Raw genomic sequence first — 12427 nt, forward strand, 5'->3', positions numbered from 1 at the left:
AGCATCAACCGGGTTTTGACAAAATTTTTTTGGGGGGAGTGGGGGATGGAGGTTGACGATTAGGGAGTTATATCAGGAGGCGATGATTCGGAACTACGACAGTTTGATTCTAGTAATCGAGTGGTTAGTTTACGAGAAAGGGGTGGATATGGACCGGGATAGTAGGAACGTGGAACACATTTTTGAGAAATATGGGGATGGGATTAATCCACATGTAGAGCGGTGGAGGGGCAGTGTTGAAGTGCCTGGCACCGCCCAAGTATTTTCGAAATTTGAGGATTAGAGGGGGATGGATGAAATGAAGGTAAATGTGAGGTATATGACAAGGAATGATTGTTTTACTGCGGGGAGGACCATTGTACCAAAGGGAATTATGATTCATTCAACGGCTACGCCAGGTGTGATGGCGGCGGCTTGGTTCAGTCGATGGAACAAATCTTTTCAAAGGGGAGAGATCAATCGACAGATGTGTGTTCATGCCTTTCTGGATGATCGGGAAGCGTGGCAGTATCTTCCGTGGAACCATCGGGGGTGGCATGCTGGGGGCGCTGCGAATAATACTCATATTGGGATTGAAATTTGTGAACCGGCTGGATTTACCTATGCGGGTGGTGCGAGGATGGTAGGGTATGATGCTAGGGCTCAGGAAAAGTACTTTAGGAAGGCTTGGGATAATGCGGTGGCCCTTTGTGTGATGCTTTGTAGAAAGTATCGGTTAACGGAACGGGAGATCATTTGTCACTCCGAGGGTCATAGGCGGGGGATTGCAAGTAACCACGCCGATGTCATGCATTGGTTTGTGAAGCATGGAGAGAGTATGGATACCTTTAGGGGAGCGGTGAGAAGGGAGTTAGGGATAACGAATGCAAATAGGAATGCGAAAACGAGTGCAAGTGCAAATACACAAACGAGTGGTGCGGTGGAAGTGGGGTCTCCGTCGTCGCTTCCCGTGTTAAAGGTGGGGGATGTAGTCGAGATAGCTGCCTCCGCAACGGTGTATTATCCCGGTGGACCGAGGATCCCTGAGTGGGTGAAACGGGATTTCTATCATAAGATTACGCAAGTGCAGTCAAGGGGGAAGACGGTTATACGAGGAGGAAAGGAATGTGTGTTGTTGGGGAGGAGAGTAGGTAAGAAGAGTGGGCGAGAAGAGGCTGGGATCATGACGTGGGTGGATAAGGGGTTATTAGAAAAAAGTTAAGGTATCTCATCTAAGGGCATGCTTGCTATTCGAAAGAAGATACGTTCCTTCCATTATAATATAGACCGAATGTCAGACGGTCCGACATCAACTCAAGGTTTGTTTAAAATATCATTAACATTAAAATAAAATGCTTTAAAAGCATGTATCGTTTGAACAAAATCGTAAAGTATTGACCATTCGGCTGGGGCCGTGACTAATTCCATCTTTGCTAAGGCCAAACAACATAGCTATAGAGAGGATTTCTAAGAACATTGCATCGTGTCGGAACCACGTGGTAGGTGGTAAGGGATTGGTTTGGGTGTCTAGTATAGTAAACTAAAAGACCACTGTTTTCAAATAGTATGGAAGTACCTATTACAGAACTTCCAAATTTACTATCCCAACCAAAGAAGAGGAAAACGATGGCTCACTCTTTATTCAAAAATATTCAAGGTAAAAATGGAAGTCGGTGGGCTAGATTTGTCCGAGACGCAGGAACAGAGAATATAAATGTTGGTGGCAATTGAGAAGCAGATGTGAGGACAAGAAAAGGACTTTTGCAAAAGTTATGACCTCAGGAAGCGGATGTGAGGACAAGAAAAAGGCTTTTTCGAAGTAAACCAATTTATAATAGGGTCAGGTTTATACTTTTCATCTGCTTTTGTTACCATATGAAAAGTGATTTCCTATTTTTAAAAATATATTAATCTCTTTCAAACATAAACGATTTAATTCTGTTTATAGAGTACATCATTCAAAGCAAGATGCAGTGTTCCTTTGAACTCGGCAATTTTTTGAAATTTGACTCCTGTTGATACAATATTCGTTACAAACTCAGCACAATCCATTGAGTGTAGGGGAGAGAAGTTATCCCGTGCTCTATGAGGAGAACCTCTCCCCTTTACAAAAAACTATCAATAAAATTCTATAAGGTTAGTGACTCTTTTTCGACAAAAATGTATAATTAAAAAGAAAATGACATTTATTACAATTTTTCTTAGGAGAGTATATTTTCATGAAAAAAGGCTTGTTTATGTTTTTTGTTATTATATCTATTATTCTCGTTATTATTGGTAGAAACTCCTATGGGACGAAATTAGATACTATTGCTGAAACCGCCCACAAGGAATTGGCCGCAGCTGTTCTTGCACAGGAACAAAAAGCAGAAGAAGTAAGGATATTGGAGGAAGAACGAGTTCAGTCAGAGTTTGATCGTTTAACTAGTGGATTATCAGATTCCATAAAACAATTAGTTGAGCGAGGCTATTTCTATGATGAAGAAATACATATTGTAGCTTTTGGCTCTAGGTTAATTACGGACTCCCAAAATGAAGGGATAACTCCTTGGCCTGATTTATTGGAACAACAATTAAATGAAGCATATGAGAAATCGATGTTTCAAGTAAGTACCGTATCTGTGGGTGGATTAACAAGTTTACAAGTACTTGGAGATAGGAGATATGAGGAGGTTCTTTCCCTTTCTCCGGACATTGTCATTATTGAACCCTTTGTTTGGAACAATATAGGAGAAGTGGCTACGCACGATACCCATATTGTATTATCCATGATCATGGAAGCCTATGAAGAGGCAGATGAAAATTTTACTATTTACGTTCAACCACCTCACCCCGTTTTTGGCACACATTTTTATCCATTATACGTGGAGCAATTGAAAGATTATGCTTTGGAGAATGGTTACAACTACATTGACCATTGGAGTGATTGGCCAGATGTTGAAAGTGATGATTTACTCCTTTACGTAAATCAGGAGCATCAAATGCCTACGCAAGAGGGACATGAACGTTGGAGTAGTAGTATCATGAAGCTTTTCGTTAATCCATAAGAATTAAAAAGAGAGAGGGATGAATCATCATCCTTCTCTCTTTTTCTACCATTTGATGATATTAGTCGAACTTTAATAAGTAAGCAGAGTAACCCATATAGCAATTAGGACATTGATAAGGAAAGGGGACCTTCTTATTTGCTGCTGTCCGAATATCAGGACTATTGCTACCGTAGGTTTCTAAAGCGATGTTGTTCCAGTCCTCAACTGGTCTTTTTTCCTCACAGCTAGGACATTCTACATGTGTGCAATGATCGTATTTTTTTGCCCGAAATAGTTTAAGTGCCATAATAACCCCTCTATCATTTATAAATTCGATACAATTATCCTAAATGATGGTAGTTTTGTAAATAGGTAATTTGTGTTTTTACAACAGGTTATCCGATAATTCGACATTTTTTTTAGTAACAATTGGTAGAAAATATGATATATTTGGAAGAGCATAGTAGAACTTTAATATAGTAGTTTTGATATATAGCTATAGACGGATATAACAACATAGAGGGTGGTAGGATGATTAAAAGATTGTTGATTTTTCTTATATTAAGTAACGTGTTGATTGCAACTCCTGTCAAATGGAGTGTGGGAGTAACAGCAGAGGCAGGTCCAAATGAGGAAGAGGAAAAGAAAGAGAAGGAAGAAGAAAAGGAAGAAAAAGAAGAAAAGAAGGAAGAGAAAAAAGAAGACCAAGATAAAGAAAAGGAAGAGGAATCTACTAAAGAACCAAGGGAGTCTGAGGAGGAGGATCCTAAAGATAATAAGGAAACAACCAAACCAGATAACTCTGATGAAGGGAAGGAATCCCCGAACAACGAAACCACATCAGGTAATACTAGCAATGAACGAGATGGAACAAATACAAATCAATCTTCCGGTCAAAATTCTACCGGGGAAACAGAAACTAGGGAAACAACTTCATCCAATGAAACGAACTCCAGTTCAGTAACGGAAGTACAAGAAGTACATAGGGAGGTACAAGAGGAAGTTGAAGAAGAAATGGAAGAGGAAGTTCAAGTCCGTACTCCTAGAAATCAGGACCCTGGACGTTTTCATCCTTATGGAAACTATTGGGATGAAGGTTATGACAGAACAAATGACTCCCACTATCCTATATCGATGATGGATGATGCCTATACAAAAACTATTATGGACCTCTATCATCAATATAAAGATGAGTTAAATTTATTGGACCAGGATATTTTTATTTTTATCCGTACTATATTGGATGGAAATAATCATGAATTGGAAGAAATGATAAAATTATTAGATGAAGAGTTTCTAGGAAAGATGTGGAATTTCATCACAAAGGATGAAATGCTAGACCTAGCTCAAACAGATCTGCTCCTGGAGTTTTTTGTTCAAAATTATAACGTGACCTTGTCCACAGTAAATGCTTTTGCAACAGGAGACAAAGAAGGAGCGGATCATACGGAAAAGGAACAGCGTATAGGAATAATAGGAACTATTGTCAATTTCTTTAAATCTATTGGCCTATTTTTCACCAACCTATTCTAAAGAAGCATGGGAATTTCCCATGCTTCCTTTTAACTTTAATTCTATTAATAATTCTCTAGTCCCACTAGTATCAGTAATTGTTATTATTAATGTAAAGATGTTTAAATCATGGGTTAAGGTCAAGATTAAAATAAGCCTCCGCAACTAACCCCCTAAGCTCGTCCAACACAATCCCATCGATCATACACCATCTCTCCAACCATCATATCTATTTCCCTCGGTATTTGAGAAACAATATAATCAATAGACTCCTGATCTGCCCTATGGGCTTTTCTAAACAGTTCTGTCCAATATTCCTCTTGTTCTAGCCTAGAAATCAACTCTTTTTTCCTGAATTTTATATACAAAAACAATTACAAAATCTTATCCACTAGGCTATATAGGGGAGAGTATTACATGGATTTACATAATGTGCTAATTATTTACTATTTCTGATATTTAGATACTAAAGTTGTATTTATAAGTCGAATAAAATCTAGTAAAATAGGTATAGTAAGTATTTCTGTAAATTTGTAGATAGTTTAGAAGAAAGTGAGGTGCCAAAAGTCTTCAAAAAAATAAACAAGTTTAGCATCTATGTCATTACATAGTTTCAAAGGGTTTTAGTATAAAAAATAGGATATAAGCATGATTTATGGAGGTCAGTATGTTGCGAGTAAAAGGTATATTAACTGCTGGATTTGTGTTTCTCCTTCTATTTGCCATCGTTTATACAAATGAAGGAAGTATTATTTCCGCATCAGAGCAATCGAAAATAACTATTATTAACGAAGAACAGTTTTATGCGAATCAAGAGTCTACATTCGAAACTTCAGCTGGTCTCGGAATTACTATCGATAATAAACATGAAATTGGCCAGGTATTTAGTAACGGGTCTGAAGTGAGTAGTATTGAATTCGGATATATTGACCGGATTACGGAATTCGAGCTAGACGGGGAACATTATTTATTAATAGAAAACCGCAATTTAGGAAGCGGTAGTGTGTTACAATTTCAACTATTTTATACCTCAAATGAAGAGGCCATTTTAATCTATGAATCTGGGGATCTTCCAAATGGGAATGTAAAATTAGAAGGGGCAACTATTGAGGTATCTATTCCTCAATTCAAGGAAGAAGATATTCAAACAGCACCGACTGAAATAGTAATGCAACAGTTGCAAATCAATGGTCAACAAATTGTGGAGTTGGAACCGAAAGTTGTCGGCCTAGAAGAAGTTAGCGCAGAAGAACAAGTGCCGCAATTCCAATTATTTAGTGCGAGCAAAACTTTTCAAAATCCAAGTCCGTCAGAAATTAATCAGTTGTTAACGGAAAAGGCTTTGGAAAACAATATTCCTCCTGAGGTATTGAAAGCAATTGCTTGGCAAGAAAGTGGCTGGCAGCAATTTTGGCTGCAAGATCATCCTACCCATTGCACAAATCAACCCCCACGAAAACAAGGGGAGCCTGTAATTGGATGTGATGGTCGTGGGATAGGTATCCTTCAAGTAACTCCAGGGGCAACTGATTTACCGGATGATACCTTAGAAAATCGTGAGGCGTTTAAAGAGCGCTTGAAATATGATATTGAATACAATATTGATATGGGTATTCAAGTCCTCCTCCAAAAATGGCGTTGGACTGGAAATATTTTACCGAGAGTCAACGATGGTAACTGGAGAATTATTGATAATTGGTATTTTGCTATAATGGCTTATAATGGTATGGGAAGAGTTAATGATCCCCTAATTAGCAGTAATAGACCTTTCCAAGACCGCATCTACAGTCATATGAGACTTTTTGGCCAATTAGCAGATTTGAAAGACTTTCCAAAAAATCAATTGAACGTTCATTATAGGGAGAACTCTCCTAATGTAATGAGGTTTACGAATAAAATGCAATATACACTTGCTTCACCATTAACGCCGACGAAACACTTATTTAAAAATGGCGATAAGGTAAGAACAACGGCTACAGCATTAACTTTACGCTCTACTCCTGGAGGAGCAGGTGTTCAGGGTAGTAATGGAAATAGTATTATGATTCCTTATGGAGAAGTAATTACTATAACAGGAGATTTTAAATATCAAGATAATAGAAATAATCAGTTTGTCTGGTACCCAGTAAGGCGAAGCAATGGACAAACTGGATATGTAGCATCTAGCTACCTGGAGGATCCAACTGTAAAAACAAGTGGAAGAATGTACGGGCAAACCCGTTACGAAACGGCTGTATTAATTTCACAACAAGGCTGGAATAGTTCTGATACGGTTGTCCTTGCCCGAGGTGATGATTTTCCAGATGCCCTAACTGGTGCTCCACTAGCATATCAATTAGATGCACCAATGCTATTAACTAGAACAAATAGATTAGATAATGTAACAATCGAAGAAATAAAAAGATTAGGTGCGAAGAAAGTTGTTATTTTAGGCGGAGAACTTGCCATTAGCCAAAAAGTAGAAAATGACTTGAAAAAGCTGGAGTTAGAGATTGATAGAATTGCAGGCAATACTAGATTTGATACGGCCAAACTTATTGCCGATCGATTAGGAAGCCAACATGATCAGGTGATCGTAATTAATGTGGATGCTTATGCAGATGCTATGGCTATTGCCCCTTATGCGGCCCGAAATGGCATTCCAATCCTATTAACCAATAGAACAAGTATTCCTAATGTAACAAAAGGGGTGTTGAATAAAGCGAAAGAAACCATTGTCCTTGGTGGAAACTTAGTTATTTCTGATTCTGTATTAAATCAATTACCGTCTATCAAGCATCATTTTGACGGAAAAACTCGCTTTGATACAGCGGTACAAATTGTGGAAGAGCTTAACTTATTTAGAAAGAATGGCTATTTAGTTACAGGCTATGATTTCGCAGATGGTTTAACAAGTTCCGTTTTAGCTGCTAAGCACGGCGATTCCATTATTTTAACTAATACGAACAGTCTACCTAATGTTTCAAGGAACTTAATGAATGAATTCACCCACATCACCATGTTAGGTGGTCATCTAGCTATCTCAGATAGAGTGGTCAATGAAGTAAGACAAAGATAGAAATAAGTGTGAGGCTGGGACATAACTAAAGTGTTTAATCCGAAATACGAACAATACACTACCTTAGCGTAGGAAATATACGTAGACTCCTCGAAAATGTTAGCACATTTTCTTCGTGCGTGGGCAATCTCAAGGATGTGTAATCAGTGTCCTGCGGGAGCAGAGGCAGAGGTGAGACCCCACAGTGCGATAGCACGAGGAGGCTCACCAGCCGCCCGCGGAAAGCGAAGTATATTTCCGAAGCGGGTAGATTGCACCTGCATCTAGTTTGTTCGGACTTCTTATTAGTAAAAATACTTTTATCCCAGCCTCTGTTTGTAAATAATTCATAGATCAACAAAACACTCCCTTTCCACACAATATAGAAAGGAAGTGTTTTGTTATTTAAATACGGTTTCGACCACTCTCTTAGAGGCCTGTCCATCTTCAAGATAGGTAAATTTATCTGTAAAATCCACAGGTAATGAAAACGAATCAGACTGACTTATTTTCTTAATTTCCTCAATCAGCTCAGAAGTTTCTTTCACTAAAGGTCCTGGAGCTTCCTCTTCAAAATTAACGTAAAACCCTCGTAGGCGATCACGGTAATGTTCGATATCATATACAAAAAATAAAATAGGACGATTTAAGTTTGCATAGTCAAAGTAAACGGAAGAATAGTCCGTAATTAATAGATCGGAAATAACATAAAGCTCCCTAATATCGGAATGGTTGGAAACATCCATAGCAAAGTTTTCAAATGGAGTTAGATCGATATTTTCAGCGATCAGATAGTGGAGTCTTAGCAGAATGACATATTCATTCCCTAACTCCTCTTTTAATTTCTTTAAATCTAAATGAAGGGAAAATTTATATTTACCAACGGAATGGTATTCGTTATCCCGCCATGTTGGGGCATATAATATCACTTTTTTGTCCGCTGGTATACGTAGTTTTGTACGGATCCCTGTTACATCTTCTTGTGTATGATTGTATAAAAAATCATTTCTAGGGTACCCGCTTTCAATCATGTTCTTATGAAAGCGAAACGCCCGTTGGAATATCTCAGTGGAATACTCGTTAGGGGAAATTAAATAGTCCCAACGGCAGGATTCCATGGTGAAATTTCTTTTGTAGTTTTCTGTTGTTGTTCCAGGCATATGGACTTCTTCCATGTCCACTCCTAGCTTTTTTAAAGGAGTTCCGTGCCACGTTTGCAAATACACGGTGTTCTTTGGTTTAGGAATCCATAAGGGGAGTCTACTGTTTGATACCCAATACTGAGCCCTAGACAAGACAAACAGCCACTGTATGGAAAAGCGCTTAATCTGTTTAAGATTGTATTCTTTAAATTGCTCTTCATATCTTGGATCATAGCTCCAATAGCAATCCATCTCTTTTTTATTCCTTTGTATATATTCGTAAATGGCTCGAGGATTACAGCTGTATTGTTTGCCGAGAAAACTTTCAAACACAATCACATTCTTCTTTTTAGGCAACATACCTAAAAGGATAAAAGTTATCTTATAACCACTTTTGATAAGGGAGGATTGTTTTATTTTCGTTAATAATTTTTTCATTTTATTAAGCCTCTCTGATTATTAGTTGTCAAACTATTATTATAACCGAAAACCTTCATTTATTAAATTATATTAGGAAGGATAAGGCATTAAATAAGGGGTGAATTTTTTCCACATTTGTAAATGAAATGATTTGTAGATCGTATGTGTTCTGTTTTAATATATAATTGTCGGGTAATGTACTAAAATACTACAAAAAGTGACTAATTACTCAAGTTGCCTAGTACAGAGGAGTTAGGAAGGTTGTTGTGGCAATATGAATGAACAGCAGTATAACTATAAGAAAAAACTACACATAAAGCAGGAGAAAGATTGTTTTTTCATAACTGGATGTTTAGATAAGGGTCTTCAAGTGAACAAGTTAATCGTTAAATGGAGAAACACAAAGAATACCCTAGAACTCAAATCTCCGACCCCTTCTAATACATTTCATTTTAAATTAAAGCTTATGAATAATGAATGGTTCCATCGTATATCCAAAGGGTATGTTGACTTTTTTTTAGATGTAAGTGTAGAAGGTAATACGGAGTTATTAGAAAAGATTGTAGAAATTCATGGGGAGTCCGTAGCTGACATTTCTAATAAAAGGGATAGGAAGTTTAAAGTAAGGTTAGGTGAATTTGAACATACATCCCTAAAAGGAATTCAAGAACTACACATTAACCATGTTCCTTCCTTATTGTATATAACAAAAAATAATAATATTTCCTTAGCAATAAATAAAAAATATAGTGTTAACCCCGAGGGAATGATCAAAGAAATTAGCTTTCATAAGGGTGTCTTTTCCATTACTGGATCCCTTTTCACAAGGAACTCAGAGGTAGAAGGGGCAACCCTTATGATGATTGGAAGAGATTCTAACCAAAGCCTTGAATTTCCAGTGACCTATGAGCGTACGGAGGAAACACCAGAAAGGTTTGGTCTCCAAGGTTATGAATATAGAGGAGTTATTGAGCTTGAAGATAACAGCATTTCTTTATTTGACGACATATATGATGTGTTTCTCAAGCTGAAACTTGTAAATTATGATGAGCATGTGAGTTTACGTTTAAATGATCCTCATTATAAAGATCAAGCTTATTTAACTGGCATAGGCACTCATCAATATGGGGAAAATGTGTTCACAGTTGTCCCCCATATTACCCATGGGAGATATAACCTTTCCTTTGTTGTGACGAAATTTGGAAAAGGGGAGTATAAGTACTTAAATAAATTATTACGTTGGAATTGGCTTGTCCGTCCATTCTTCCATAAGGAGCTATGGCTGGTGGGTGAGCTTCCTTATAAAGCTCAAGATACTGGATTTCACTTTTTTAAATTTATGCGCGAAAATTACCCGGAGCGAGAGGTTTATTATGTTATTGACAAAAACTCGCCGGAGTTAGGGAATGTAGAAAAGTATGGTAATGTATTATTTTATAAATCAAAAAAGCATATTTTGTATACCTTGATGGCAACTAAAATCATTACCTCCCATCATGCAGATTATATATATCCATTAAAAGCTAAAGTTTTCAAAGATCGAATCAGGGCTAAAAAGGTTTTTTTACAGCACGGGGTGATGGGGACAAGAAACAGTGCTCATTATTACGGAAAAGAATCCACTAGCTTTGAAACGGATCTATTCCTTGTAAGCTCTGATTTTGAAAAAGATATGATCGTTCATGATTTTGGCTATACTGCAGAAGAAGTGAAAGTAACTGGACTATCAAGGTTTGATGAATTATTTCATCATAATGTGCCGGAAAAGAAGCAATTACTAATTATCCCTACATGGCGAGAATGGCTCACAAGAGAAGAGAAATTTTTAGAAAGCCAATATTTTAAAACATATAAAAGCTTATTAAAAAACGTGGACTTACGTCATATAGCAAAGAAGTATAAGATGCAAATCGTATTTTGCCTTCATCCAAATATGCAAAAATACACAAAACACTTAGAGAAAATGGAAGGTGTTCGGATCATTAATCAAGGCGAGGTGGATGTACAGCGCTTATTAAAAGAGAGTACACTAATGATTACGGACTATTCCAGTGTAGCCTTCGATTTCAGTTTCCTAGGAAAACCTGTACTCTACTATCAATTTGATCAAGAGAAATTTCTGGGGGAAAGGGGATCGCACCTAAACTTAGATAAGGATCTACCGGGGCCCATTGTGAACGAAGAAGAGGAACTTTTGAAACTTTTGAACAGCTATGGAGCGTTATATTTTCAAATGAATCCCATTTATGAAAAGCGAACAAAGAAGTTTCTGAAATATAAGGATAGAAAAAATAACCAACGGATTTTAAAGGCAGTGGAAGAGTTGTGATTCAGATTTCAAGGTAAAGGGGAGGGGAAAAGTCACTTCCCTTTATTTCTAACATTTGTTTATTGTTTTTTTTAATGCTAATTAGTATAATTTGATAGGTATTGTTTTAGGATGATGAACGTTTTATAAATAGAAAGGATACCACTATGAAATCAGTTTTTACTGTAATTGGAGAGCAAATTAAACATTTCTATTTAATTCGCAGACTGTCCATATATGAAATGAAAAGCTCAAACAATAATAACTATTTAGGGATGGCCTGGGAGGTTATCCATCCATTAATTCAAGTTGTTATTTATTGGTTTGTTTTTGGATATGGTATAAGGCAACGGGAGCCAATTGAAGTTGCAGATGGAATGTTGGTACCATTTCTTCAATGGATGCTGCCAGGTATAATTGTTTGGTTTTTCTTTTATCAATCAACCATTCAAGGGTCCAAATCCATTTATTCCAAATTGGGTATGCTGTCAAAAATGAATTTCCCAATGAGTGTCATACCTAATATTGTTATATTTTCTCAGTTTTATATTCACATCATTATGCTTGCTATTACATTTCTAGTTTTGAATATTTCAGGCTATTTCGTGTCCATCTATTATTTACAGCTAGTTTACTTTATTTTTGCAACCTTTGCTTTTACTTTCGCGTTGGCCTTAATAACATCTACCTTATCTACGATTGTCCGTGATGTGCACATGTTATTAAATGCCACTTTGAGGATGGTATTATACTTATCCCCAATTCTATGGACCATTTCAACCTTACCTGAATCGGTTCAAATTATCATGAAAATTAACCCTTTATATTATATAATTGAAGGTTATCGATCCGCATTTCTGGGGTTAGGCTGGTATTTTATCGAACAATGGCAATATACCCTATACTTTTGGGGGGTTACTTTACTATTGTTAACCATTGGAGCCAGCATCCATATTAAGTTTAGAAGGCATTTTATCGATTTTCTATAAAACGGAAGTGA

At 37.0% G+C, this 12427-nt stretch carries 11 protein-coding genes and 1 pseudogene; 8 read left to right on the forward strand and 4 right to left on the reverse strand.

Features of this window, described 5'->3' with window-relative positions:
* Window positions 1–52 precede the first annotated feature (52 nt).
* The 4 genes from J2S74_RS09120 to J2S74_RS09135 all read left to right on the forward strand — a co-directional run bounded on the left by J2S74_RS09120 (window position 53) and on the right by J2S74_RS09135 (window position 3026).
* Entirely contained in the window at window positions 53–283 is a 231-nt protein-coding gene (locus J2S74_RS09120) for a hypothetical protein (RefSeq protein ID WP_307324535.1), read from the forward strand.
* 15 nt (window positions 284–298) lie between these two features.
* On the forward strand, window positions 299–1201 hold the full coding sequence (locus J2S74_RS09125; protein WP_307324537.1) for a peptidoglycan recognition protein family protein: 903 nt from the start codon (window positions 299–301) through the stop codon (window positions 1199–1201).
* Between the two features lie 344 nt (window positions 1202–1545).
* Window positions 1546–1710 carry a hypothetical protein gene (locus tag J2S74_RS09130; RefSeq protein WP_307324539.1) on the forward strand — a complete coding sequence of 55 codons (165 nt, stop codon included), beginning with the start codon at window positions 1546–1548 and terminating at the stop codon, window positions 1708–1710.
* Window positions 1711–2198: 488 nt separating this feature from the next.
* On the forward strand, window positions 2199–3026 hold the full coding sequence (locus J2S74_RS09135; protein WP_307324541.1) for an SGNH/GDSL hydrolase family protein: 828 nt from the start codon (window positions 2199–2201) through the stop codon (window positions 3024–3026).
* A gap of 61 nt (window positions 3027–3087) precedes the next feature.
* On the opposite strand, the gene J2S74_RS09140 is transcribed toward J2S74_RS09135, so the two are convergent.
* Window positions 3088–3315 carry a hypothetical protein gene (locus tag J2S74_RS09140; RefSeq protein WP_307324543.1) on the reverse strand — a complete coding sequence of 76 codons (228 nt, stop codon included), beginning with the start codon at window positions 3313–3315 and terminating at the stop codon, window positions 3088–3090.
* Between the two features lie 224 nt (window positions 3316–3539).
* On the opposite strand from J2S74_RS09140, the gene J2S74_RS09145 reads away from it, so the two are divergent.
* On the forward strand, window positions 3540–4541 hold the full coding sequence (locus J2S74_RS09145) for a hypothetical protein (protein WP_307324544.1): 1002 nt from the start codon (window positions 3540–3542) through the stop codon (window positions 4539–4541).
* Here J2S74_RS09145 and J2S74_RS09150 read toward each other — a convergent pair.
* Entirely contained in the window at window positions 4533–4685 is a 153-nt protein-coding gene (locus tag J2S74_RS09150) for a hypothetical protein (protein WP_307324546.1), read from the reverse strand. The two genes, J2S74_RS09145 and J2S74_RS09150, sit on opposite strands and share 9 nt — an antisense overlap.
* 8 nt (window positions 4686–4693) lie before the next feature.
* On the reverse strand, window positions 4694–4861 hold the full coding sequence (locus J2S74_RS09155; protein ID WP_307324549.1) for a hypothetical protein: 168 nt from the start codon (window positions 4859–4861) through the stop codon (window positions 4694–4696).
* A 326-nt stretch (window positions 4862–5187) separates the two neighbouring features.
* On the opposite strand from J2S74_RS09155, the gene J2S74_RS09160 reads away from it, so the two are divergent.
* A complete protein-coding gene (locus J2S74_RS09160; protein ID WP_307324550.1) occupies window positions 5188–7578 on the forward strand; it encodes a cell wall-binding repeat-containing protein in 2391 nt (796 codons plus the stop codon).
* Between the two features lie 380 nt (window positions 7579–7958).
* Here J2S74_RS09160 and J2S74_RS09165 read toward each other — a convergent pair.
* Window positions 7959–9140: pseudogene (locus J2S74_RS09165) on the reverse strand (CDP-glycerol glycerophosphotransferase family protein); the annotation flags it as partial.
* Window positions 9141–9393: 253 nt separating this feature from the next.
* Between J2S74_RS09165 and J2S74_RS09170 the strand changes: the two are divergent.
* Together J2S74_RS09170 and J2S74_RS09175 are read left to right on the forward strand one after the other, a co-directional pair.
* Window positions 9394–11448, forward strand: coding sequence for a CDP-glycerol glycerophosphotransferase family protein (locus J2S74_RS09170; protein WP_307324552.1), 2055 nt, complete (start codon window positions 9394–9396; stop codon window positions 11446–11448).
* Between the two features lie 146 nt (window positions 11449–11594).
* The gene (locus J2S74_RS09175) at window positions 11595–12416 is read left to right on the forward strand and encodes an ABC transporter permease (RefSeq protein WP_307324554.1); all 822 of its coding nucleotides are present in this window, start codon (window positions 11595–11597) and stop codon (window positions 12414–12416) included.
* The last annotated feature ends 11 nt before the right edge of the window (window positions 12417–12427 follow it).

Source organism: Evansella vedderi (assembly GCF_030813435.1).
GTDB lineage: Bacteria > Bacillota > Bacilli > Bacillales > Salisediminibacteriaceae > Evansella > Evansella vedderi.

Bases quoted from the DNA above. Each gene is read 5' to 3' on its own strand.
- J2S74_RS09125 (WP_307324537.1), top strand. From the start codon at position 299: ATGAAGGTAAATGTGAGGTATATGACAAGGAATGATTGTTTTACTGCG.
- J2S74_RS09130 (WP_307324539.1), top strand. From the start codon at position 1,546: ATGGAAGTACCTATTACAGAACTTCCAAATTTACTATCCCAACCAAAG.
- J2S74_RS09135 (WP_307324541.1), top strand. From the start codon at position 2,199: ATGAAAAAAGGCTTGTTTATGTTTTTTGTTATTATATCTATTATTCTC.
- J2S74_RS09140 (WP_307324543.1), bottom strand. From the start codon at position 3,315: ATGGCACTTAAACTATTTCGGGCAAAAAAATACGATCATTGCACACAT.
- J2S74_RS09145 (WP_307324544.1), top strand. From the start codon at position 3,540: ATGATTAAAAGATTGTTGATTTTTCTTATATTAAGTAACGTGTTGATT.
- J2S74_RS09160 (WP_307324550.1), top strand. From the start codon at position 5,188: ATGTTGCGAGTAAAAGGTATATTAACTGCTGGATTTGTGTTTCTCCTT.
- J2S74_RS09170 (WP_307324552.1), top strand. From the start codon at position 9,394: ATGAATGAACAGCAGTATAACTATAAGAAAAAACTACACATAAAGCAG.
- J2S74_RS09175 (WP_307324554.1), top strand. From the start codon at position 11,595: ATGAAATCAGTTTTTACTGTAATTGGAGAGCAAATTAAACATTTCTAT.